This is a genomic window from Dictyobacter alpinus (assembly GCF_003967575.1).
GTDB classification, from domain to species: Bacteria; Chloroflexota; Ktedonobacteria; order Ktedonobacterales; family Ktedonobacteraceae; genus Dictyobacter; species Dictyobacter alpinus.
In genome coordinates this window covers 405,629-429,655 of sequence record NZ_BIFT01000002.1, presented here as the reverse complement: position 1 = coordinate 429,655, position 24,027 = coordinate 405,629, and the positions used below count along the sequence as shown (strand labels likewise).

Genomic DNA, 24,027 nt, shown 5'->3' with positions numbered 1-24,027 from the left:
CGTACCTTCCTCGCACACGAACTGTACTTTACGGTGCTCGATCATGAAGACAAAATAATCCTTTGGTTTCGTTCTTGTATATCCTATGCATTTTTACACGCGGATAGCATCACTACCATTGATCTATGGTAGACCCTTACGTGCTTTGTTTGATGAAATCCTGGAAGAAGCGGAGACAAGCAGATCTTCTACAACGATCATTGTTTGTGGCCCATGTTCATAGAGAGGTGGCTGAAACAGTTCGTTAAGAACTAAACTGGCGGCACCACGAGCCCACTGCTCTTCTCTGATGGAGTCCCCTTCAACAATAGAGAGAATATTTGAGGAAATTTCCTGATCGAATAACATGCTACTCATCGTATTGCGCATAGCTTCTGCTACATGAATATTTTGCGCAATATGCCCCATCATAAATACGCGATTGGGGTCAAAGATATTAATAAGATTGGCCAGCGTAATACCAAGCATTGTTCCAATGTATGTTAAAGCAGTGTCTGCCTGCTCATTTTCTGAAGCAACTTTTGTTCGCAATACTGCTGGATCTTTATCTGCATTCGCGTTCGTTGCTGTTTGACGAGGAGCAACGTGCGTCTGGTCATAGCTCGAAACAATTGCCTCTAGACATCCACGTTGTCCACAACGACAGTGGGGAGCCGTGGAAGAACGATCTATGATAACGTGTCCATATTCACCAGCAGAGCCATGGTGGCCATGATAAATTTCATTAGCAAGGACCACACTTAATCCAATATCGCGACCAATTACCAGCAAAAGAAAATTTGGACTTGCTTGCCCTAAACCAAAGTGTTGTTCTGCCACAGCAAGCGTGTTGATGTTATTATCGATTCTTACTGGTATGTGTAATACTTCTTCGATTTTGGCTGCTAGAGCAACGTTACGCCATGGAAAGCTCGGTGAGGAATGACATATGCCTCGTTCAGCGTCTATACGTCCACTGAGCCCAACTCCTACTCCTAAGATGTCATGCACTGTCATATGCGCTTGAAGCAGACAATGTTGAATAGCCTCTACAACAGTGGAAAGTGTCCGCTCGAATGGTGTGTTGCTCTCAAGAGAGACTGTACTGCTGTGGATAATAGTACACGATAAATCACAGATAGCGACCAGAACAGAGTCTTTGTCGAGTTTGACACCTACTACGTAACCTGCAGTGGGATTCAACTGCAGGAGTCGCGGTGGACGCCCTCCGCTCGATTCGTCAAAACGCTCCTTCAGGATGAGGCCTGCTTCCAAAAACTCATTCGTAATCCGTGAAACGGTGGCCTGAGGCAAGCCACTCTGGCGCACAACTTCCACACGAGATAGGGGTCCTTTTTTCGCAATAATATTGAGAATAATATTGAGGTTAAGGTCACGTAAAAGACCTATTTTTCCAGAACGAGGATCAGCCATGACATGATGTGCCTTTTTAGGTATAAGAAAATAGAGAGGTTGTGTGATGTTGTGCTATGAGATAGCATCCTATAATTGGTAGACTAACAGCTTTTTCCCCTGTTGTCAAGCAAAGGATGAGCTCTAAATCTTTCCATCGCATCTACCGCCATCGTTTCTTTTCGTGATTGCCTCAACAGGACCTTGCTTCTGTCAAGGCGGCTTTCTTCACAATAGAGTAATAGTAATGAAAATTTTGTTGGCCACTAACTGATGGCTTTGTTGCATTGGATTAACAAGAAATAGTTCAAATAATGCATTTTAATCCTTATTCTAGCCATAAAATGACGACAAATTTGCGATTAACATGTGTAAAGGGCAAAGAAGCCTTGACAAATTCCCTTTTGTCGATTATGCTTTTCTCATGTTATTTCACAAAAGGAAATAAGTCATGAAACGCAGGAATAAGGAGAGTATGAGGCAATGATGGCTCACCGCACTGGAAGTAAACAGTTACTACGCGACCTCAATAAAAACATCGTACTCAATCTCATTGCCCATGGGAAGTCTATCTCTCGTAGTGAACTTGCTCGGCGTAGTGGTTTGCCCGGAGCTACCATTACACATATTGTGAACGAATTTATCTCTGCAGGACTCATTAACGAAGTAACAGAAGGCACCTCAGGCAATGGACGTCCTCCTCTCTTCTTGCAACTGAATGCAGAGGCTGGTTACGTCATCGGTGTTGTCATCGACGTGAAACTGCAAGAACAACGAGCACAAATTGTCGTATGTGACTTATCCTGTACCATTATCCATTCGTATGAAAAAGTTATTGGAGAAGATTGGACTCCCTACAAAGTCGTGGAGTCCATCGCAGAGGGGATCAAACAGTGTGCACAGGAGGCGAATGTGCCTCTGAAACGAGTACTTGGTGTCGGCGTCGGATTGGCGGGTTTAATTGATTCGCACCGTGGTATTTGTCGCTATTCGCCCTTTTTTAAATGGAAGAATATCGAACTTGGACCCGCTTTGGAGTTCCTTCTTCATATCCCAGTACGCATCGACAATGACGTTAATACCTTAACCGTTGCCGAACGACAGTTTGGTGTGGGGCGTGATATGACGAACTTCCTCATGGTGGTTGTGGGAAGGGGTGTCGGCTTAGGAGTCGTCGTTGGCGGTGAGATCTATCGTGGTGCACGTGGTGGTGCTGGTGAATTCGGTCATATCAAGGTTGACACACGCGAACAAGCACCCCTTTGCCATTGTGGCAGGAGGGGGTGTCTTGAAGCATTCGTCTCAGAGTATGCTCTCGTGCGCGCAGCAACAGGCATCGATGAAGAGTCCCAAACAGACGCCCTCCTTCAGCAACTTATTACGCGCGCAGACGCTGGCGATGCAGCAGCGTTGAAAATCTTTACAGATGCTGGGAATATACTTGGATCATCTCTTGCCCATCTCATACACCTCTTCGATCCAGTGTGCATCATGCTCGGCCGGTTGCCAGGAAAAAATCTGCTTCTAGACCCAATGAAAGCTGCCATTGCGTGTTCCCCATCGTTGTCACAACGAGAGGAAGATCCAGTCCAGATGATACAGAGCATCGAAGATTCAAATACGCAATGGTTACGTGGAGCCGCGAGTCTCATTGTGCGTGAGCTATTTCAACCACCATTGTATGATAGCCAGCCCAGAATTCTTATAGACGATATTCTGGCTCGGACAGGCCGCACACCCACTCGCAAAAGGAGGTAGGATTACTGCTAGAAGTGTACAAGAAAGATCTCTTCATTCTAGATGCTCTACATACTGCACACATATGGACAACCGTTGGTCATGCCCACTGGTTTTCATATGCGAATTTTTCGATGATGGTGATAGTGTAAGCACTGTCAGTGGAAAGGATTGAACCTATGATATTTCAGCACGTAAAGATACAATCCCCATCCGGAATGGACAGGATAGGTGGGATGAAAAGGCGTGATTTCCTTCGCGTAAGTAGCTTCACCGTTTTTAGCGGTATGCTCTTTTTAAGCGGATGTGGAGAGGCCGCCGGTGATGGAGGTGGAGACACGATTACATTGAATCATTGGTACTCGGCGGCCGGTGAGGCAGGGACCAAAGAGGCTGTTTTGCACTATGCGGCTGAGTACACCAAGGCGCATCCCAAAGTCAAGATCAATGTTGTCTGGATCCCAGGGGATTATTCAACGAAATTAAGCGCTGCTCTGCTTTCACAAAATCCTCCCGATATCTTTGAGCTCGGTGCCCCAACTATCGATGGTGTGAAAGCTGGCCAGTACGCCCAACTGGATGACTTGTATACTCCCGAAGTGAAGGCGAGTTTTCACCCTGAAGATATAACGTATAACAGTATTGAAGGCCATATTTATGGTGTGAAAGATCTGGAGGACTTTACCGTCCTCTATTATCGTAAGAGCTTGCTGCAAAAAGCCGGTGTACAGCCCCCAACCACGCTTGACGAGTTAATTACTGCGTCTAAAGCATTAACGACAAGTAAAATGAAAGGACTCTACCTGGGCAATGACCTGGGCAATTTTCAGATGGCTCTTATGCTGCCATGGAGCGCCGGCGCCGCTTACCTGACAGAGGATAATAAGGATGTCGCATTCCAAACGCCAGAGTTTGTTCAAGCCTTATTGAAAGCTCGTACGCTCTATCATTCTGGCTCTTTACTCAATGGTGCGCCCACAGAGTGGTATGATCCGGGCGCCTTTATTAATGAACTCTGTGCAATGGAGTTTACAGGCCTCTGGGCATATCCAGCAATCAAAAAAGCCTTTGGGGACGATGTTGATGTGCTCCCCTGGCCAGCTTCCAGTCGCAATGGGAAACCCGCTATCTGGTGGGCTGGATGGTCCCAGATTGTGAGTGCCAAAGGTAAGCATATTGAAGCCTCGAAAGCCTATGTCAAATCACTCTGGATAGAGAATGACGCAGTACAAAAAGATTGGAATACAGCGTATGGCTTTCATGTCCCACCTCGCTTGAAAATTGTACAAGAAGCGGATGTCCTTCGGAGCGGTCCTCCAGCTAAAGCTGCTAACTACCTCGCCACATATGGAAAGTTCCAGGGCCCTTACTGGAATGGTGCTATGGGGAATGCCTACACCAATGCCTACACCAATATTGTCCAGAAAAATGCTGATCCTACGACGGAGCTAGCCCGAGCAGTTGACATCGTCAAGAAAGAGTTGAGCAAAGAATAAAAAACAAGGCACGTTATTCTGGGGGCTGGGCTGAGAAATGTTCAGCTCCTGGTAACCCTCAACCGTATTCCTACATCTCAGGGAGAAGGAGCACAATGCAGATACCCTTATCAACAAAAGCAAAGGCAATACGCAAAAAGGATGTACGCAATAATCTCGCATTCCTCAGTCTTGTAGGGCCTCTGGTCCTTGGACTTATCCTATTTGTGTACCTTCCTATTATCTGGGGCTTGTCCCTCAGCTTCTATCAGGCACGTTACTCAGTCACTCCAACGACTTTTGTTGGACTGCAGAACTATGTTGATCTCTTACAAGATCAAGATTTTCTCAACTCGTTAGGAACCTTTACCATATTTGCGGCTTTTATTGTTCCCATCACGTTAATAGGCGCTCTTTTATTAGCGCTTCTTGTCAATACTATTCACGTTGCACGCGGCTTTTTTCGTACGGTGTTTTTCATTCCTTCGGCGTGTTCCGTGGTGGTTGCCGCAATGATCTGGCGTGATAGCCTCTTTTTAGGCACAACGCAAGGCTTTGCGAATATCGTCCTGGATAGATTTCACATCGCACCAATTGTCTGGATCGGTTCCATGGGCATTCCCTGGCACTGGGTCGTCCTCATTTCCTGTCGTCTCTGGCTTGGCCTGGGATATAATATGATTCTTTTTCTCGCAGGTCTCCAGCAAATTCCACCATCGCTTTATGAAGCAGCCTACGTTGATGGCGCAAAGCCCGGTTGGAGCACTTTCTGGAATATTACCTTTCCCTTGTTACGTAACACCACTGCTATTGTCATCTCTCTCAATTTGATCGCCGCCTTTCAAGCATTTGATGAGTTTTACAATATCCTGGGAGGAACATACGGCGGTGCAAATCTCAACCTTGCAAAATCCCCCTTGATCTATCTATTTAAGGTTGCTTTCAGCGATCAGGATTATGGAAAGGGTGCTGCAGGAGCCTTTATTCTTGCCGCTATCATTGTAATATTTACTGTCGTCCAAACACGCTTCTATGGCTTTGGTGATACCGAGGTCAAGTAAACAGGAAGGAGAGGCTCCTATGGCAGTACTACCATCTTCCAAATTCGCGCCTTCAAGGGGAAACATTGCTCACGATCACAGTAAACAACTCTCTCAGATTGAGCGGGCAGTACGCACGGTTGCCCTCTATGGTCTTTTATTCTTTCTAGCTTTCCTTTTCTTACTCCCTTTTTACTTGCTTATACGTAACGCACTCCTCACAGAAAAACAGTTCAGCGGCTCAGAAGGGTGGATCTGGTTCCCTCTTCCTCCACAATTTCAAAGCTGGTACGATGTCTTTCACGATGATGCTGCATCTATGATTGATGGCTTGAAAAACTCGGGTATCATCGCAATTACGCAGGTCGTTGGTCAAATGCTCTTTGCATCACTGGCTGGCTATGGACTTGCCCGCGTTCCGTTTCGCTGGAATAAAATGTTCTTTTATCTTATTCTCTTCACCCTGATGATCCCGAGCGCAGTCACCTTTATCCCTACCTTCTTAGTTGTTGCCAACCTTGGCTGGGTGAATACATTGCAAGGGTTGATTGTACCGGGACTCTTTAGCTCGTTCTCGGCTCTTCTCTTCCGCCAATACTTTCTGGACTTTCCCCGTGAATTAGAGGAAGCGGCACAGGTAGATGGATTGGGGTATTGGGGTATTTTCTGGCGCATTCTCGTTCCTAACTCCCAGGCAGTTTTTCTCTCACTGGGACTCCTCTCCTTTATGACGAGTTGGAATAGCTTTTTATGGCCTCTCGTTATTGGACAGGACTCCTCAATGTGGACAATCCAGGTGGTTATCTCCACATTTATTACCCAGCAAGCTGTCAATTTTCCAGCTATCTTTATGGGGGCCATCATCAGCATCGTTCCGCTTTTGATCATTTTCTTCTTTTTCCAGCGCTACATTGTGGCGGGTCTTGCCCGAACTGGAATTAAAGACTAAGGAAGAAAGCGTGAAAGATAGTCTTGTTGTTTTCGTTTTTCGAAGTTGAGAAAGAAAGAGATGGTTTGTACATGAATCTACGTCGTTCATTCTTCCGCCATAGAAGGCTCTTCCTCGCACTCGTCGTAGTGTGTGTAGGGATGATGACCGTCTTCTTCCCCTTCATGGGCAACGTTCCCAAGGCAACGGCTGCCAATGAGAGCGTCAAGGTATGGTTAACTACTCCCAATCTGAGTTCCAAGTTATCGCCGCAGCCCGATCTACAACTGTCTTCTGCCAATGTTCCCGCAGACACAACCGTTTCCGTTGACGAAACGGACATTCGGCAAACAGTTGATGGGTTCGGTGCAAGCATGACTGATGCATCAGCCTATCTTATCTGGAACAGCCCGTACAAAGATGATATTATGACGCGATTGTTTAATCCCACAGATGGGATTGGCATGAGCTTTCTCCGTCAGCCTATTGGCGCATCCGATTTCATTGCTGCACCACAGACGTCTGATTATTATAGCTATGATGATAATGGAGGGAACCCAGACCCCGATTTGACCGGATTTACGATTGCCAAGGATGCCAGTTATGTCTTACCACTGGTAAGTAAGGCGATCAACTTAAACTCAAATGTCAAGGTTATGGGAACGCCCTGGAGTCCGCCTGCGTGGATGAAAACAGGTAATACCCTGAGTGGATCGGGAGGCGGCACATTAAAAACGGAATACTATGCCGCATACGCCCAGTATTTTGTGAAATACTTACAGGCATATCAGCAGCAAGGTATTCCCGTCTTTGCGATCACACCACAAAATGAGCCTGGGACAGCTCCAGGCTATCCAGGCATGATTTTTAGTGCAGCAGATGAGACCAATTTTATCAAAAATAATCTGGGCCCAGCGATTGCCAATGCGACGTTGGATACAAAACCAAAGATTCTGGCGTACGATCACAACTGGGACGATACCGATTACATAACGACCGTTTATGGTAATGCTGAGGCCAAAAGCTATGTAGCAGGATCCGCCTGGCACCATTATGCGGGTGATCCTTCCGCAATGTCAACTATTCACAACGCCTATCCAGATAAGGACATTTATGAGACAGAGGGTTCTCCCGTCTGCGCCTCAGGCCCCAGACCTGCCACCACCTTTTTGCGCTCGATGAACAATTGGTCGAGAACAGGTGTTGCCTGGAACATTGCGCTCCGTCCAGATGGAGGTCCCTGGTCTACAGAAGGTCTCGGTACTGATTGTACCGCGTTGGTACAAATTGACCTTCCCAATAATACCGTCAATTATACCCTGGATTATTATCAGATTGGACACTTCAGTAAGTTCATTGTACCAGGTGCGGTTGTCATTGGTGGACAGGGCAGTGGCAGTATAGATGCAGCTTCTTTCAAGAATCCAGATGGCTCCAAGGTTGTCGTTGCGCATAACACAGATACCTCGAACAGTAAGACGCTTAAGATCTCCTGGAATGGACAATCCTTTACCTCAACGCTTCCAGCCGATGCTACAGCGACCTTCACGTGGTCGGGAACACAGTCGAATGTCATCAATGCCGCCACCTACTCTGACCAATCGGGTACCCAAAACGAAGCCTGTACCGATGTTGGTGGGGGACAGGACGTTGGTTTTATTGATAATGGCGACTATCTCGGCTATCAAAATGTGGATTTTGGCACTGACGTCAATACTGTACGCCTTCGCTTTGCCACCTTGACAACAGCAACCAATGATCAGGTTGAGTTTCACCTGGATAGTACAACGGGGCCGCTTGTCGGCACATTAACGTTGCAGTCAACAGGGGGGTGGCAAAATTGGAAAACGCAAACAACATCCATCTCTGGGGCGAGTGGGATACACAGCATCTATCTGGTCTTTCAAGGTGGGAGCAGTATTGGGAATGTGCATTGGGTAAGCTTCCTCCATACGTAATTATTGCCAATATGTAAATTTTATCTGAGGCAGTAATCTGGAGTTTATTACTTGATAAGCGAGAGATGTATTGTGCATAGAAAGTACATCTCTCGCTTATCATCCTTCTATGTAGAGCTCTAAGCCATGGATTCAACGAAAGGATACTTATGTCACTGTTTGCACTCCCACATGACTATACTGAACGTGTTTATGCTGGTATTCTGGGAAAGATGATAGGCGTCTATCTGGGACGGCCTTTTGAGGGGTGGACGTACGAGAAGATTCGTGCAGAGCTAGGTGATATTATGGGATATGTTCATGAGAAACTGGGGGTGCCCCTCATAGTTACAGATGATGATCTATCTGGTACCTTCACCTTTGTACGAGCGCTTGAGGATTACGCCTACACACCTGATCTGACTCCAGCCCAGATTGGTCAAACCTGGCTCAACTATATTATTGAAGGTCGTACCATATTATGGTGGGGGGGAATGGGCAACTCAACGGAGCACACAGCCTATTTGCGCTTGAAGCGAGGTATTATCGCGCCTGCAAGTGGATCGAGCCGCCTGAATAGCAAAGAAGTTGCAGAGCAGATCGGAGCACAAATTTTCATTGACGGATGGGGAATGCTCTCACCAGGAAACCCCGCGCAGGCGGCGTCCCTGGCTCAAAGAGCGGCGAGTGTGAGCCATGACGGAGAAGCAATTTACGCTTCGCAGGTTCTTGCCGCAATGGAGGCGCTTGCATTTACCGAACACGACCTGCATAAACTCCTTGATGTTGGAGTTTCGTTTATTCCTCAAGACTCGATTACCTCACAGATGATTCAGGACATCCGCGCATGGCATCGTGAGGAACCAGATTGGCGAAAGACGCGCTTACTTCTCGCTGAAAAATATGGGTATCACAAATATGGAGGCAATTGCCATATCATTCCCAACCATGCCTTGATCATTCTTGCCCTCTTATATGGTGAGGATCAGTTCCAGAAAACGTTAATGATTGTGAACACTTCTGGCTGGGATACTGATTGTAACTCTGGCAATGTTGGCTGCCTATTGGGGATTAAGAACGGGCTGAGTGGTTTATCAAGCGGGCCTGACTGGCGTGGACCACTTGGGGACCGCCTCTATATTTCCAGTGCGGATGGTGGACGGGCCATTACGGATGCCGTGAATGAAACATATCACCTTGTGAAGGCTGCTCATATACTTACCCAAACCCCATTCACGCCACCCAAAGGAGGGGCCAGATTTCACTTTTCATTGCCAGGATCTATACAAGGATTTCAGTTCGAAGCGAGTACGACCTCTGCTCTCACTCTTACCAATGTCCCCTATCCCAGGAACATGCATCAGCGTTGCCTGGCAGTACAGTACAACGAGTTAAGCGCGAATCAGCCCGTTTGTATTGCCACACCTACCTTCATTCCAGCAGATGCAATCAACATGCCAGGTTACTCTTTGGAGGCTTCACCAACCCTTTATCCAGGTCAACACGTACAGGCCAGGCTCCTGGCCGATCAAGAAAATAATGTGCCGGTCACCTGTCAGCTCTTCATTCGTGTGTATGGTGCGAATGATCAACCGAAGGTGATACCAGGCTCAAAGGTTCTGCTCTCGGCGGGAGAAGAGAGCACCATCACGTGGAGAATACCTGATACAGCTGGTGCACCAATAGCCGCAATAGGATTGCAATATAAAGCAGAACAGGCGGCACAAGGATGTATCTATCTCGATTTTCTGACCTGGAGTGGCGCTCCAGAGGTAACCCTGGCTCGTCCAAAGGAGAAAGGAACGATGTGGCATCGAGCATGGGTAAATGGCGTCGACCAATTTGAATGCTGGTGGCCTGAGGAATCCTATCGCCTTATGCAGAATAGTGGACGAGGATTGATTATTCAAGGAACACGTGAATGGATGGATTATCGCGTGAAGGCAACTTTGACACCACATATGGCACAAGCAATTGGCCTTGGAGCACGTGTGCAGGGTATGCAACGTTATTATGCCCTGGTGATGGGACAGACGAATCATGTTCGTTTGATTAAAGTACTTGACGGTGAAATTGTGCTTGCTGAAAGCTATCTTGTTTGGGTACCTGACCGTCATTATGCCATAGTTTTGCAAGTAACAGGTTCAAGCATCAAGGCATGGATAGATGGGCAACAGGTATTTGATGTGCAAGATTACACAAATCCGCTACTGGATGGTGGCGTTGCTTTAATTTGTCAGGAAGGAAGGATGGGGTGTGATGGCGTCACGATACAACGAATAGACGATGTATAGTAGCTGTCCGTTGGTATTTTCGATAGGCATTATTGGGGAGGGGCCTCCAATGTGATCAGCTCCAAGCCGCATAGTTTCCAATGATCTTTTGAGATTCGTCAAGAGGGAGTTTCGCGCTTGCGAAGGTGATGCGTCACCACTCTAAAAATAGACCTATACATCTCATTGAACGGACCAGCCTGTTGAAAAAGGCCTAAATGAGTGGTAGAAAGGAGGAGAGCAAGACGAGGCCGGAAGGAGGGCTATTACAATGATGGGAACGAAAGAACGGCATTTTGCTCCGATGACGCATATCTCGCTGGAAGAGTTAGTCCCACAGAACTATTTTTATCGCTCCCTTGAGCAGAAGCTGTACCTCCGCATTGCCTCACGAAAAATCTTAGTAGAAGAACGCTGGCTCCTCTCCATATTCTTCATCTCTTTTCTTGTTGGGAAAGAAGTCCTTAAGGTGTAGATTTTGAAATTTCGTGGGAGAAATTTCGCACATTATGCGGGAGGTTCGGTTTCTTTGACGTAGCGATACAATGTGGCGCGAGAGATCCCAAGGGCTGCACAGCTTTCTGGTATTGGGTGCTCTTTGGAGGCAAAAAGTTGACGAGCCAGGGCTACCTTGGCATTGGACTGGAGCTTGCGGGGACGGCCTCCTACGTTTCCTCTGGCTCGGGCTGCTGCTAGTCCCGCGTTGGTGCGCTCCCGAATCAGATCCCGTTCAAAATCGGCCAGGGCTGCCATCAGATGGAAGATCAGCTTGCCAGAAGGAGTGGTGGTATCAATCTGCTCGGTAAGACTGACAAATGAGATCTCGCGGTTTTGGAGGTTCTTGAGGAGTTCTATGAGGTGGGCAAGAGAACGTCCGGCTCGATCCAGTTTCCAGACGACGAACGTATCTCTAGGGCGCAGATACGCAAGCGCTTCTTCCAAGCCTTTGTGCTGGCGCCGTGGCTCTGGAGAGCTTGTCCATAAATATTTCTCACACTTGGCCGCAGCGAGCGTATCTCGTTGGAGATCTTCATGTTGCTCATGTTTAGAAACTCGAATATACTCGACTTTCATGACATACTCCTCTCTATGTCTTACCTTTCCCGTCAAAGAGGGAGGTTTTGAGATTCGTCAAGCAACATCTCATGCTCGCGGTGATCGTGCGGAGTCACCCTGGAAAAGTACAGGTAATTGGCACAGAAAACGGACGGTTTCAAGACTCATTACCAGTTTCACAGGTCTGGCATTTGAGAGCAAAGGGATGGAAGCAGGAATGAAAGAACTTGTGGATACTCTTCACGTTTCCCGATCAGGCTGATAATCCTGGGCATTCATTCCAAAGGTCCAGGCAATGGCTTCATCAGCGCTATTAATCAAGGGGGTACACGCAGATAGTATTGCCTCTTGGTGGAGGAGTCCTGGACCTGAACAAAGCGGGCGACGCGCTCGGGATCGCGGTACCCCAGTTTGATCTCGATGAGCTTACCACGTCTGCCTGTGTCGATCTTCTTGCCGCCAATCATCTCGACAAAACGCTCGTTGCCAAGGCGCTCCTGGATGGCATGCCGTACCTCCACATTCCGCTGCTGTATCCAGTCCCGTTTCGTCAAGCGCTCAGGGTGTAGGATGATGTTCTTCGGCACCGTGACCCCATGCCAGGCATACCAACCCCAGCCATCGCGATACTGTAGACATGGACCTGATGCATTATGCTAACGTTCCTCTTCGTCACGTTCCAGAAACACTGGCTTGCGCACCAGCACAGCTTCCTGGTCGTGCAACTGATACCCCCAGACGAGTTCGCTGAGTCGCATCAAATTGAGATACTTGTTTTGTATGATGTGGTCGATGGGGGCTTGCACATCCTGTAGCTGTTGCTCAGGAATCCGTTCCAAGACTTCGTGTAAGAAGCGAGCGCAGGCAAGGTTAGGGGCATATCCGTAGGCATTAGCGCTATTAGATACACAGAACTCTACTTCTACCCGCCACCATCTATCCCCCCATGTGTTGTCCCCTGTATATAGCCTTAACAGATATTCCCTCGCATGCGCCCATGATATGTTCCTCACATTCTCTTTCACACGTGATGCTACATCTTCTTTTATACCACCGAGAAGAGAATACACTTCAGTACCTATAGCATAGAGAGGAATCAGTGACCACAATAAAGTGTAGGCTCTGACCCGAGCTGGTAGTGGGAGCCTGTAATGCCAGCGCGGATCACCTCTGCTTCCACTGGGCGCGTGAGATCAAGACGTTTGCGCACCGAGCGCGTCGTGGTCAGGAGTTCATCTATGGAAAGATCGAGCATGGATATCACACGAGTCCTTTCTTTTGTTTCTTATGGGTGAAGGATGCTTTGTCGCGAGCAACAAGGCAACCAGAGTGGAACGGTGCGTATTTTGAGACAAACGAATCCTAGCCTCCCGCTTTCTTAATTTATCACATTTCTCTTCTCTCGCTCCCTAAAGAGCATCAGAGGTCACGCTGTTAAGCTATGTGAAGGATGCAGCACGCCTAAGAAGATAGGGGATTATCTGTCGATGGATTACCCCGACAGCCGTCCAAATGGGCCGGGCCAGGGGATGTGTATAGGAGACGTTTGTGCTCCAGACGGCTGTCGATCTGGTAAGATGCAAGGTTAGTCGAGCATTCATGAGTAGCGAGTGCAGTTCGAGATGGACCTCTTCGATCTCCCTTGAGACGATCCGCCAGCCGAGAATGTGATCGGACGACAATCGTGGTCCAAGTTGGAAGCCCAAGACTCCCCTCCATCCTAGAAGAAGAAGCCAACGCACCTGGCGTGGAGCCTCCTCGAAGACGGTGCGCAACCATTGCTCGGCTGTACGCATGTCTGTCTTGGGGATCGTAACCTCAAACCTATCGCTATATTCTACTGAGACGTGCTCATTTGATATGGGATGTGACAACTTTACCTTTCTCCTTTCACACGTATTTCATCACATGCGACTTTTTTCAGCAGAGCGAATACAATCGTTATAGCCAGGAAGGTCATCCTGTGCCAGACACCGTTGAAGATGCCCCAACGATGAAAGCAGTAGATTGTTCTAGCCACCTCGTTTTTTGTTTTTGCCGAGTTGCCCTGTATCCCAGTCAACGGACGAGAGGTATGAGTAGCTTGCCGATCTCGTGCTCTTTGAGCGTGATCCTGCACTGTAAGCCAGAGGCATGATAGTGATATGGGGAATGGCCCTGCCTGGTCCATTGAACGGGCAATCCCGACCGATGTTCAATACATAATTTCTCCTGCTATTCGTTTGTCGACGTTTCCTTTTATTTAAGAATGTGTATGTGCCATGTCTGACGCCTGGGTAACCGGCTGGCTGGAGATCTTGATAAAATGTCGAGCCCCGTTTCTTTTTAAGACTTGTTTAATAAATGGAGGAAGCGCAGCCAGAGCGATTGATGCATCAATATATTCTGGCTTTTGAAACACATATTCCTGCTTATGCCAGCGTAAGCTTCCATGACTTGCGGCCTGGAGATTGCGCAGCCAGTCGACATGTGGACCATAGGTTAATACGATGACAAAGCCCCCCTCCACCGGCCAGACCATCATCGGGATTTCATATGTTTTTCCACTATTTCTCCCAACATGACGTAAAAGCGCAAATGGACCATGCGAAGAGAACGCGAAGTTGCGCATGATGGGATTGATAGCACGCTTGACGAAGGTGCGTAATCTTTTATTGTTTTTCTGTTGCATAGTGGTCTTCCTTCTTGCTAGGAGATCATAGCCTTTCAATCAACAGCTCAAGGCTCACATACCCAAAGCCCGCAGATAGCGATCCGCCGAACGGATTACGGCATTTTTGGCATCTTCGACAACAATACTTTCAAACCAGCCACCATACAAACGCTCGAAGTCGTACGGCATGATGGCAGCGCGTATTCTGCTGATCTCAGAGGCTGGGAGAGGAAGCATATTCGGATAGCTATACATAAAGCTGACCCAGCGGCGGTCTGCCGCGACTGCGATGGTATCGCCGCTGAGCAGGCAGCCCCGGCCATTTGCACCGCTTTTCCAATGCAGCACCGTGCTGCCTGGAAAATGGCCGCCCAGGCGCAGCAGCAGTGCCTCGCTCGTCAAAGGCAAGGTATCGCCCGACCAGAAAGTGATGCGCTCGCTTGGCCGCATTACCCACGCACGGTCTGCTTCATGGAGGTAAATACGTGCGTCAAAGTGTTCGGCCCACTCAACCATACTGCCGTAGAGGTGTGGGTGCGAAATGGCAATTGTCTTGATGCCACCGCGTTGTTCAATAGCAGCGATGGCTTCATCGCCAAAGTACCCCATGCAGTCCCAGAGAATGTTTCCCTCCTTCGACTGCACGAGGAGTGGACGTTGCCCGATGGCGAAGGACGGCTCTGTGCCGATGCCAGTGAGGTGTAGCTCATGGTCTCTTATGACGTTACGGAACCCATCGGAGTGCATTTTCGCCAGCGTTGTCCACTGCTGTCCTTTTTCGCCAACATACTCGCGCTCATCTTCACTGATGAGACACATGTGCGGCGGTTCTGCGTTTTCTGCAAATTGTACACCGCATGTGGCACAAATCCAAGCAGCCATTTGTTGTATCCTTTCGCGCCTCAACCTGGAACAGAGAGATACTCCTTCATTTTTGAGTATTCTGCTCAGGCTTTGGCCCTGATTTCTCTAGCTAAAGCATAGCGTACATATTGTCTTGTGAAAAGAGCCACTTTTTGCTAAGCTATCTATGCCATTTAAAATGGAGTGGATGGATACAACACAAGAGGCTGACCAGGAGGAGTATAATCATGTCCAGACGTGCCCGAGCCATCAAACGGCCAGAGATCAGACTGGATGCTACATTACCCGTGCCGCTCTACAAGCAACTTTATGAGCGCTTACGCGGTGCTATCCTGACTGGACAACTGGAACGTGGGGCGCGTTTGCCTTCTACACGCACCCTCGCCAGTGAACTGGGCGTAGCGCGTATGACAACGGCTCAGGCCTATGAACAGTTAGTGTTGGAGGGCTATCTGGAGAGTCGCGTAGGACAGGGAACAGTCGTGGCACGCTCGTTGCCAGTGACGCTTTGGCGTTCCGAGATCGCGAGCCTGGAAGGAGAGCGAACTAATGAAGGTCAAACTCCCTCCATCCCACTGGCTTCATGCCTGGACTCGCTCAAGGATATCCCATGGCCTTCGCACCTGGGGGGGCACGCTGGCGGGCCGTTTTCTGGAGGCGCGCCAGGGCTTGATCTGTTCCCTTACGAGGTCTGGGCGCGTTTGATCGCACGCCATGCACGGCAGTCGGTGCGTGCGTTTGCTCACTACCAGTCACCTGCTGGCTACTTTCCGCTGCGGGAGGCCATTGCCGCACACGTTGGAATCACACGGGGAGTACGCTGTACCCCCGAACAAGTGATCATGACTGCTGGTTCCCAGGGAGCGCTTGATCTGGCGGCACGCACGCTGCTGAATCCGGGCGAGGCAGCCTGGCTGGAGAATCCTGGCTACTTTGGTGCGCGGAGCGCCCTCCTCGCCGCAGGAGCACGCGTGATTGCTGTACCTGTTGATGAGCAAGGACTCGTGGTAGAGATCGGGCGAGATCGGTGTGAGTCGGCACGCCTGGTCTCCACAACCCCCTCACACCAGTTTCCCACAGGGGTAACCATGAGCCTTTCCCGCCGGATGATCCTGCTTGACTGGGCCAGGCAGGCCGGGGCATGGATTCTGGAGGATGATTATGATAGCGAATACCGATTTCGTGAGCGCCCGTTGGAGGCTCTTCAAGGCTTGGATCATGACGGGAGGGTACTCTATATCGGCACCTTTAGTAAAATGCTCTTTCCCGCACTACGCCTGGGTTACCTCATTGTGCCTCCTTCACTGATGGAGCCTCTCCTGCTCATGCGGCGCTCACTCGATATACACCTTCCTCTGCTGGAGCAGATGGCGCTATTCGACTTTCTGCGCGAGGGCCATTATGCGCGCCATCTGCGTCATATGCGTCACCATTACCAGAAGCTTCGCGGTCTGCTCTACCACGAATTGCAAGCCCATCTGGGTAGTGTGCTCGAAGTGCAAGCTCCCGACGTTGGGATGCATCTGGTTGGATGGCTCCCACCTAGAAAAGATGATCGGCGCGCCGCTCGTCTTGCCGCGCAGGTAAATATTCAGGTCCTACCCATCTCCACCTATAGCTTGGAGCCGCTATCTCGCGGGGGACTGGTCTTTGGCTACGCCAGCACGAACGAAGAGACTATCCCTCACGAGGTAGAACGACTTCAAGCGGCGCTTGAAGACCTCTGACCACGCGGCATGTGAACCCGATCACGGGCACACGTGTGGATCGCTTCGGTGGCAAGCCGCTGGTTGCGTCAAGCTAGCTTTTTCAGGCAAGTGGTTTCCTGAGTAATGACAATCACTAGCGTCCCCAGGATAGAGTGCGTGGTGTACTGGCTCGTACACTGTGGTATGATTTTCTTATATACGTCACATCCAGGTCCTATTCATCGTGGTGGTGGAGGATTTGTAGGGAGTGTTTTTGTAATAAATGGTGCATGGCGAGAGAGAGGGGATTCGACAAGAAAAAATTGTCCAATCCTCGAAATTTTGAACACTCCACGAAGGAGATAGAAGGAGCCAAAGGAAGCTCATGTTCAGAAGCAAACTGATCAGGAGAACAATTGCCTGGTCCTTCATGTGGCCTCACTTGATTGTAGAAATTACTCTATTGTTCTGCAGCGCAAAGAAAATTTTCTCCCGTTCTTTTTTCGCATGAGTCAGACCCCCTTTTCCTGAGTGGGAGAGGAAAAGGGGGCCACAAATGAGATCCAGGGCGGTATGGATGCTCAGGAAATGTTAACGCTATACGAGTCGGTAGAGAAGGTGCCATTACCATACCAGATCTCGCTCCCCGCCTGGATACCTGTGAGGCTGAGCGCATGAGATATACGATCCGATGTGTTTGGCAGGCTCCATTGCAGGTACATCAAAAAATCTTTGATGTTGAGGTTGTCGAGTTGGGTCGTTTTCTCCTGACGGATGAATTTCCAGAAGGTCCAACCACCATATGGGCTCTGTGAATTGGAACTCCATGACTTGTAGAGATCCCAGTTGGCTCCATTCGCGGATAAGGTTCCAACATAGGTCCCACTGCGGGCACCTGTATCTTCATCCGTGTACCAGGGCCAGATCATAATCTCGTCCGTGGGCCAGTAGGTATCAACATCGAGATTGTGCACCCAGAGATCATAGGCGACATCAGCCCGATAGGAACTGCCCCCATCAGTCCTGAAATGCCAGCTGGTGGTGATGTCTTTGTTATCCCACAGTTTCACGGGCAAGTCGGTATTGGCGGACCAGGCTCCCCATTGCCAACCATCAACGATACTGGGCCAGGCCTTGATATGCCAGGCGTCGTCAGAGAGCACGTTTGACCAGTTGAATGAAGCTGACCAGGCGCCTGAACTGTCCTGGCTGCTATCATGACTGATCGTTTGAGAGCCACTCCCCCAGCCATTGTACTGATTTCCCCACTGATTGTTTTGAACAAAGTACTTACTGAACGCAATAGTGTCGTTCACACCGTATTTCGTCTCAGCAAACGCCGCTCCGGGAGCGAAGACAAGAGCAATCACCATGGCCAGACAACTGACGAGAAAGAAGCGTGTTCCATACCACCATACAGACGTACGTTTGTGTGCCAACGCTGCTCTACCAGATGTAAAAATCATCGCAACAGAATCCTTTCTGTCATCTTTTGTTCCATCTATGATGGAACGATATACAACATTGTATGTGCCTATCCTTCCCTGAACATCCTCCTTTCCTGTGTTATTGAGTCCATACGAGCCTGGGGGTATTGACAGGCAAAGAAAGCCCAGGCTTCTAGGAGAAACCAGCGATGCGATTCCTCGCAAAGCTCTCTTATCACAAAAAGAATATTGAGAGAGAGGGAATACCGTTTCGAGTTGAAGGGGATTCCCTCTTTTTTTAGACAAAGGTGCATGCTGTCTGTCCATGACGTGCAGTGACGTCTTTCTCGGTTGTCACCCGTATCTTCCCTTCTTAAAGGTTGATGTAGACGTTGTTCTTGATCCCACAGGAAATATGTTCCTCTGCCGTATGAAAAAAGCAGTCATTCTGCGGACACCTATCATCCATCACCTACGACCGGGCACAGATTCATCTATACATGTACTGAACACCTTACAAATGGTCATCTGGATAACCGTCTATAAACACGCTGGATGAACGTATATGGTATGAAGAACAAGATTGATCTTTTTTATGCGTGAATGAAAGAGGCCATTGAGTGGTGGTCTCTATCCTTCTCGCAGGCGAGGTGGAACATAGCTGGTGTTCGCATCTGGGTGTTCACCATTCATCAAAGATTCCAACAACGAAAACATTGCTTTGACAAGACTTTCAGGATCCTGCTCTAACAATGTCATATGCTGTGTACGTCCAAAGAGAATGGGTGAGTCAACATTTGAGATCGAGACAATTTCAACATCTCTTCCAATATGTATTCCCAACTCATCAAAGGCTACCAGTGCACCATCGGTTACCAGGTCATCAGCGATATAGATCCCATCAGGCTTTTCCATGTGAGAGGAGCCAAATATTTCCTTCACCAACAGGTATCCTCGTTCCTGGTAGGTCAGTGAGCGACGCATTGGGGTGGTCATATCAGAAATAGAGCGAAACAAGGGAAGGTCGACGGGAACATTACATGCTTTTAATGCCCGATAGAAGTAATAGGCCTGAAAAGAAGGGTTGTCGATATGTTGTTCCTGTGCAGACCAATATGCAATACGCCGACAATGCTTCCTTATGAGTACATCAGCAGCCATGCGTGATGCAACTGCCTCATCATATTTTGCCATCCAGTCACCACCTCCCGCAAAGACCACATGGGGCTGAGAGAGTAATGAAACATGATCCATCGTATGAGCGTTAAAACCGATGATCAAGCTGCCATCAGCAGCAGGTGAATTGAGCAAAGCAATGTGTTCATCTGAGAGTTGTTGTGGCATAGCATGCCAGGGAAAATGAAATGAAATCTGCTCATTTTTGGTTTTTGAACGGTACTCTGCGATCTGTACCAGCCGTCCCCAGAGCAAAGACCAGAATGGAGAGGATGCATTACTGGCAATCATCGAAATATTAAAGACAATATGAATCGAACGCTTGAAGAGTGAATCGGAGACAAAAATCCCTTGACGATCTTTACGGTAAAAAATTTGCTCATTCTCGAGCAGATCCAGAGCTGTCGTGACTGTTGCACTGGACGTGTTGAATGTATGACACAGTTCACGAATTGTTGGCAGACGACTCCCCGGTCCCAACTCTGATGCGAGTACGCGCAAACGCTCACACACCGTCACCACTTTGGCATTCACGCGCCTCATCTGCTTCGAACGACGCAGTTTGGGTTCCCGCAGATCATTCTCATCAATACTTTTGATACTCACATCCATAAATAGAGCGACTCACTTTTCACATTTGCATCTCTCGTGTTCTAAAACAATACTACCAGTAAATCAGCCAATTGTCAATATATTTTTGGGAAAACACATTTTTTTCTATGTAAATCTCTTAATTTACTGAAAATCAGCCTATTGTTTTAGAACAGTCTGGAGATAAAGATGAGCTCTGTTCTAAAACAAAGCATGAAGATAGACAGAAGTATCCACTTTTTCTCAAATATCCATTGCATTGCGCGTGGAATCCTTTTACCTGAGAAGGGCTCAGGTGGCCTTGGTATTTTCCACCCCTCTGTTTTTCCTTTTACTTAGACCGTGAACGCGAATGGGTTGGTCTTGGCTAAAGAAACAATGAACCCACCACGCGGAGCCAATACAAAGCCGCGTGGTGGGTTCATTGTGGGGAGACTGGAGTGTTTCGCGCCATTGGTGCCTCTTTTCTTGTTGTTGCTTTGGAGGAGAGTGCATGCCTCACCCCCAAAATCGTCGGAAAAGTTCTGGCAATGGCAGTTTGAACAAAAATGGAACGTATGATGCTGGTGAATGATGCACTCCATGCGTCTGAGAAGGCTCTCCGGCTTTGGCTGACCAGTTTCTTACACTACAGCCGATCAGAGCAGGGGAGCGCTGTATAGCGCGCAGATAGCCAGCAGCCACCGTCTCATCACCATGAAAGGTCTCTGCTACGCCATCGTACCATTGTCCTTGTAACAGAGCCGAAACCTGTGTATTCCCGTGTGGATGGTGTGCCACAGATTGGGCAGCAAGGGTAGGCGTACCATCATTCGTCTTGGTCTCCGTGATGGTGAGTCCTTTCGTGAGGGCAACAACTTGCTTTACTTCCATCTCTATCAGGATCCTTCTACAAATATCTTTTCTTGCTGTAGAACGATCCATTAATGCGTCAAGCGGAAATTTATCTCAAAATTTCTATGAAAGCAAGCGAACGGCATCACCAAAAGTGAGACAGATCTCCAACGTGAGCAGATGCCCTCAATATTGAGCACGGGGACAAACGTAGCTGGGCACACTACTGCCCATCTCGTGTGCTAGAATGAAGAGATGTAAATAAAACCGTCTTTTGATGGGTCCCGGAAGCGGGATCATACCATTTTTCGTTCACGTTTTTTCCAACTTCGATACCATTGCGTGCATAGGAGTGGAGGCAATGTGAAAAATTGAAGAGAGTTTCGTCTATTCATGAGAGAAACAGAATCTCCACGATGAAAGGAAAACCTATCAATGTCAAGGAACGTCATTGGAAAACACGCTCCCATAAATGGTATCAATCTCTACTACGAAATTCACGGCACTGGCACTCCATTCATCATGCTCCACGGTGGCATGGGTTCCTTTACTATGCTCAACGCCATCTCCTCCGACCTCATCGAGAACTATCAGATCATCGGTGTGGACCTCTACGGGCATGGTCGCACTCCTCTGACAGACCGACCGATCCGCATTGAGGATATGGCAGACGATATCGCCGGACTCATCGAGTATTTAGGGTTCCCAAAAGCAGATATGCTTGGCTATTCGCTTGGCGCAGATGTCGCCATCCAGACAGCGATCCGCCATCGTGAGCGTGTCAACAAACTTGTCGTCATCTCCACAGCCTTCAAACGAAGTGCCTGGTATCCTGAAATTCAACAAGGCATGTCCTCTATGGCTCCCGAACAGTTCATTGGCACTCCCATGTACGAAGAATATCAGAAGGTTGCTCCCAGACCGGAAGACTTCGCCAGATTTGTCGCGAGCATGACACAAGCCTTGAGCCAGGATTACGATTGGACCGACCTTATCCCAACCATTACCGCTCCTACTCTCATCATCGCTGGTGATTCCGATAGCTTCCCGCCATCTCATGCCGCAGAATTTTTTCGCCTGCTCGGTGGTGGTCAAAAAGACGCAGGCTGGAACGGGGAGAACCTTATCCCATCCCAACTTGCTATCCTTCCCCACGCCACACACTATAATATCGTCTTCCAACCCGCGCTCCTGCTTCCAATCATTACCTCCTTCCTTTCCTGATTTGCCCCTCCATTCATGCTATAGACGTGAGTCATCCCGAATTGGATACCGTTGGGAAACCCTGCGCATTAGTGAACAAGCGAAACAGGAGCGAAAGTGGCAAAGACGCGAATCTCACGCTTTGTCACTTTCTTTCCCAAAAGGTGGGCATTAGTAAATACCCTACCAAGTGAGCAAGTGTGGCCTGTACCTGTGCTTATGTGGGAGGGCACGTGCTCACGTCGGAGGGCAAAACCTGCTCATATCGGGATCTGGCACACTTTTGGTGATGATCGCTGACCCATAGATAGAGAAGTCGTTCTCCAATGGTTGCGGGCTTTCTGCCATAGTGCTCCACAAACGTCAAGCCGAGAGGTGCAAGCGGCATTGCAAGAACAATTCGGCATCCAGGTGAGTAGCGGCCAGCTCAATCGTGTCTGTGCCCAATTGGGCATCGGTAATCACGTTGGACGTCTGAAAAAAACAGCAAACACCCTGTTCTTCACAGGAATCCTAAAGGCAAGAGGATGCAGGTGCATTGTTGCTTGTCGCCGCTGCACACGAGACAGGATTGCTGGAAACCTTAGACACAGCTCTTTCCTCCTGTGCTTCTCAGGATGTTTCACGTCTTGCTCACCTCACTTCTTCATCGTGTCTGAGCCTCTTGCGTACTTTGCTTTTTCTTGGAGTGGTTGGACTCTCGTGTACTTGGGACTTACGCGGTTACACAGGTGATGCCCTCGGTTTACTGACTGGACGTTCTTGTGCCTACGGGTATTTTCACACTGAGCAGTTTCTTGCAGAAGTTGCCAGATCCAATGGTGCCGAAGTCTTGACGAGCACACTGGCTAGGTGGACCACGTGACGATGGATCGCCAGCGCCACGAGGAATGTTCTTTGCGACCAAAGTGGCATAACTATACTTCAAGGTTTTCTAACCAGGAGATCTATTGCCTCTAGGAGGCAAGCTGCATCGATATATTGAATCGTATGATCGTACTTCTTGTTGAATGAACGGAGCAGCATCGGCACGGTACTGTTCCTTTTCATTGCTCCTTGTTGGAACGCGTACAGAGGGCCGATCCCCATCTGATGTAGGCTGGGCCAAGAGCTGTTTCCGTGGGATGTGTGTGGATGTGCCGATATCTTGCAAATGGAACCCATCGTTATGCTTTACCAACTGCCAATGCTCCCCTGTATTGCCCTCACTGCCTTTTTTCCAGTGTGTTATCGCTGTATTGCGTGTAGAAGAACGTGTTGGGGGAAGTTCCCATTCATCCATATGAATGAAGTGGAGAAACGATCCGTCAATCACGCCACCGTGACAAACAAGAACAATAGTTTTTCCCTCATGCTCTCGCACAATTCGATCCAATGCTGTTCTCACGCGCAACATGAATTGCGCCCAGCTCTCGCGCTCATTGCTTCCCCATGGCGGATAAAATACAAGTGAGTCATCTATGGTATGCTCCCTCTCTCAATTTAAAAAACGCTTGAAACAATTATACCTGAATGCTAGCTGAGTACATTTAGATATGATTGTCGTTGGTCGGGAGCATTTATGTACACAGTACAGATCCGGCCAAGTGATGCTTGGCACAGATGTGCAGTATCCATTGCAAAAAAACTTGCAAATCACTGGCTGCATCTCTTTGCTCCTTACCGTTTCCTTGAGAATGACCACAAATAACAAACATTTTTGACATTTCTGTTATTTGTGTTATCATATGTGGGAGGGAGATCACTCCATATC

20 protein-coding genes and 1 pseudogene are annotated in these 24,027 nt (G+C 48.6%); 9 read left to right on the top strand and 12 right to left on the bottom strand.

The features are described 5' to 3' along the window. Window positions 1-123 precede the first annotated feature (123 nt). Window positions 124-1,413, bottom strand: a complete 1,290-nt coding sequence (locus EL633_RS23980) for an ROK family protein (protein WP_126629820.1) — start codon at window positions 1,411-1,413, stop codon at window positions 124-126. Between the two features lie 462 nt (window positions 1,414-1,875). Here EL633_RS23980 and EL633_RS23975 point away from each other — a divergent pair, with 462 nt between their 5' ends. From EL633_RS23975 to EL633_RS23945, 7 genes are all read left to right on the top strand, one after another. Further along, window positions 1,876-3,150: an ROK family transcriptional regulator gene (locus EL633_RS23975; RefSeq protein ID WP_126629819.1), complete on the top strand. Its 1,275-nt coding sequence runs from the start codon at window positions 1,876-1,878 to the stop codon at window positions 3,148-3,150. A 215-nt stretch (window positions 3,151-3,365) separates the two neighbouring features. Then, the gene (locus EL633_RS23970; RefSeq protein ID WP_161982390.1) at window positions 3,366-4,625 is read left to right on the top strand and encodes an ABC transporter substrate-binding protein; all 1,260 of its coding nucleotides are present in this window, start codon (window positions 3,366-3,368) and stop codon (window positions 4,623-4,625) included. A gap of 95 nt (window positions 4,626-4,720) precedes the next feature. Beyond that, entirely contained in the window at window positions 4,721-5,665 is a 945-nt protein-coding gene (locus tag EL633_RS23965) for a carbohydrate ABC transporter permease (protein WP_126629817.1), read from the top strand. A gap of 19 nt (window positions 5,666-5,684) precedes the next feature. After that, window positions 5,685-6,593: a carbohydrate ABC transporter permease gene (locus EL633_RS23960; RefSeq protein WP_126629816.1), complete on the top strand. Its 909-nt coding sequence runs from the start codon at window positions 5,685-5,687 to the stop codon at window positions 6,591-6,593. Window positions 6,594-6,664: 71 nt separating this feature from the next. Beyond that, on the top strand, window positions 6,665-8,530 hold the full coding sequence (locus EL633_RS23955) for a carbohydrate-binding protein (RefSeq protein WP_126629815.1): 1,866 nt from the start codon (window positions 6,665-6,667) through the stop codon (window positions 8,528-8,530). Window positions 8,531-8,679: 149 nt separating this feature from the next. Then, window positions 8,680-10,803: an ADP-ribosylglycohydrolase family protein gene (locus EL633_RS23950; RefSeq protein WP_126629814.1), complete on the top strand. Its 2,124-nt coding sequence runs from the start codon at window positions 8,680-8,682 to the stop codon at window positions 10,801-10,803. Window positions 10,804-11,053: 250 nt separating this feature from the next. Then, window positions 11,054-11,257, top strand: coding sequence for a hypothetical protein (locus EL633_RS23945; protein WP_126629813.1), 204 nt, complete (start codon window positions 11,054-11,056; stop codon window positions 11,255-11,257). Window positions 11,258-11,289: 32 nt separating this feature from the next. Here EL633_RS23945 and EL633_RS23940 read toward each other — a convergent pair whose 3' ends face one another. From EL633_RS23940 to EL633_RS23910, 7 genes and pseudogenes are all read right to left on the bottom strand, one after another. Continuing rightward, complete coding sequence (locus tag EL633_RS23940; protein WP_126629812.1) at window positions 11,290-11,856, bottom strand: recombinase family protein; 567 nt, start codon at window positions 11,854-11,856, stop codon at window positions 11,290-11,292. Between the two features lie 299 nt (window positions 11,857-12,155). After that, window positions 12,156-12,482, bottom strand: a pseudogene (locus EL633_RS23935) (DUF6745 domain-containing protein); the annotation flags it as partial. Window positions 12,483-12,494: 12 nt separating this feature from the next. After that, window positions 12,495-12,677, bottom strand: a complete 183-nt coding sequence (locus tag EL633_RS23930) for a hypothetical protein (protein ID WP_126629810.1) — start codon at window positions 12,675-12,677, stop codon at window positions 12,495-12,497. Between the two features lie 257 nt (window positions 12,678-12,934). Then, entirely contained in the window at window positions 12,935-13,093 is a 159-nt protein-coding gene (locus EL633_RS23925) for a hypothetical protein (RefSeq protein ID WP_218027567.1), read from the bottom strand. 184 nt (window positions 13,094-13,277) lie between these two features. Further along, on the bottom strand, window positions 13,278-13,712 hold the full coding sequence (locus EL633_RS23920; protein ID WP_126629809.1) for a DUF2867 domain-containing protein: 435 nt from the start codon (window positions 13,710-13,712) through the stop codon (window positions 13,278-13,280). Between the two features lie 368 nt (window positions 13,713-14,080). Next, the gene (locus tag EL633_RS23915; protein WP_126629808.1) at window positions 14,081-14,509 is read right to left on the bottom strand and encodes a PNPOx family protein; all 429 of its coding nucleotides are present in this window, start codon (window positions 14,507-14,509) and stop codon (window positions 14,081-14,083) included. Window positions 14,510-14,563: 54 nt separating this feature from the next. Beyond that, window positions 14,564-15,373 carry an MBL fold metallo-hydrolase gene (locus tag EL633_RS23910; protein ID WP_126629807.1) on the bottom strand — a complete coding sequence of 270 codons (810 nt, stop codon included), beginning with the start codon at window positions 15,371-15,373 and terminating at the stop codon, window positions 14,564-14,566. A gap of 209 nt (window positions 15,374-15,582) precedes the next feature. Between EL633_RS23910 and pdxR the strand changes: the two genes are divergently transcribed. Next, the gene (gene pdxR, locus EL633_RS23905) at window positions 15,583-17,082 is read left to right on the top strand and encodes a MocR-like pyridoxine biosynthesis transcription factor PdxR (protein ID WP_126629806.1); all 1,500 of its coding nucleotides are present in this window, start codon (window positions 15,583-15,585) and stop codon (window positions 17,080-17,082) included. Between the two features lie 542 nt (window positions 17,083-17,624). On the opposite strand, the gene EL633_RS23900 is transcribed toward pdxR, so the two are convergent. The 3 genes from EL633_RS23900 to EL633_RS23890 form a co-directional block, all read right to left on the bottom strand. Then, window positions 17,625-18,509: a glycoside hydrolase family 12 protein gene (locus EL633_RS23900; protein WP_126629805.1), complete on the bottom strand. Its 885-nt coding sequence runs from the start codon at window positions 18,507-18,509 to the stop codon at window positions 17,625-17,627. A gap of 591 nt (window positions 18,510-19,100) precedes the next feature. After that, on the bottom strand, window positions 19,101-20,258 hold the full coding sequence (locus EL633_RS23895) for a GntR family transcriptional regulator (protein ID WP_126629804.1): 1,158 nt from the start codon (window positions 20,256-20,258) through the stop codon (window positions 19,101-19,103). Window positions 20,259-20,735: 477 nt separating this feature from the next. Further along, the gene (locus EL633_RS23890; RefSeq protein ID WP_126629803.1) at window positions 20,736-21,110 is read right to left on the bottom strand and encodes a hypothetical protein; all 375 of its coding nucleotides are present in this window, start codon (window positions 21,108-21,110) and stop codon (window positions 20,736-20,738) included. A gap of 396 nt (window positions 21,111-21,506) precedes the next feature. Here EL633_RS23890 and EL633_RS23885 point away from each other — a divergent pair, with 396 nt between their 5' ends. Beyond that, on the top strand, window positions 21,507-22,295 hold the full coding sequence (locus EL633_RS23885) for an alpha/beta fold hydrolase (RefSeq protein ID WP_126629802.1): 789 nt from the start codon (window positions 21,507-21,509) through the stop codon (window positions 22,293-22,295). A gap of 913 nt (window positions 22,296-23,208) precedes the next feature. Here EL633_RS23885 and EL633_RS38275 read toward each other — a convergent pair. Beyond that, window positions 23,209-23,736 carry a histidine phosphatase family protein gene (locus EL633_RS38275; protein WP_371865597.1) on the bottom strand — a complete coding sequence of 176 codons (528 nt, stop codon included), beginning with the start codon at window positions 23,734-23,736 and terminating at the stop codon, window positions 23,209-23,211. Window positions 23,737-24,027: the final 291 nt, after the last annotated feature.